The sequence below is a fragment of the Seonamhaeicola marinus genome, assembly GCF_008085455.1.
This window is the reverse complement of sequence record NZ_VSDQ01000480.1, coordinates 1-278: the sequence shown is the minus strand read 5'-3', so window position 1 is coordinate 278 and position 278 is coordinate 1. Positions and strand designations below refer to the sequence as shown.

The following is a 278-nucleotide window of genomic DNA, read 5'->3' as shown; positions in this document are numbered from 1 at the left end:
CAAGAATATATAATCTCTTTACCCGAAGTTTTTTTAGGGAACAAAAAACAACAAGAACTAGATGTTATTTTATTAGATCCATCAATTATTTCATCAAAAACATTTTGGTATGGGGAGTTAATTTTCTTTTTAGGGGCCTTAATAGCTGTTATACTTTTAGGTTTTAAGTGTCTTAAAATATTTAATTTGTTTAAAAACAATCCGAAGAAAAAGGTAAGAAACTTACACATAATTAATTTGCTAAAAAGTAATGTTGCCTTTTCATTTTTCAAATATAT

Annotated in this window: 1 protein-coding gene; it reads right to left on the bottom strand. The window is 25.2% G+C overall.

Features of this window, described 5'->3' with window-relative positions; all coding sequences use genetic code 11:
• Positions 1-230, bottom strand: a 230-nt coding sequence (locus tag FUA24_RS25425; protein ID WP_222861335.1) for a hypothetical protein, incomplete at its 3' end; no start/stop codon positions are given.
• Positions 231-278 lie beyond the last annotated feature (48 nt).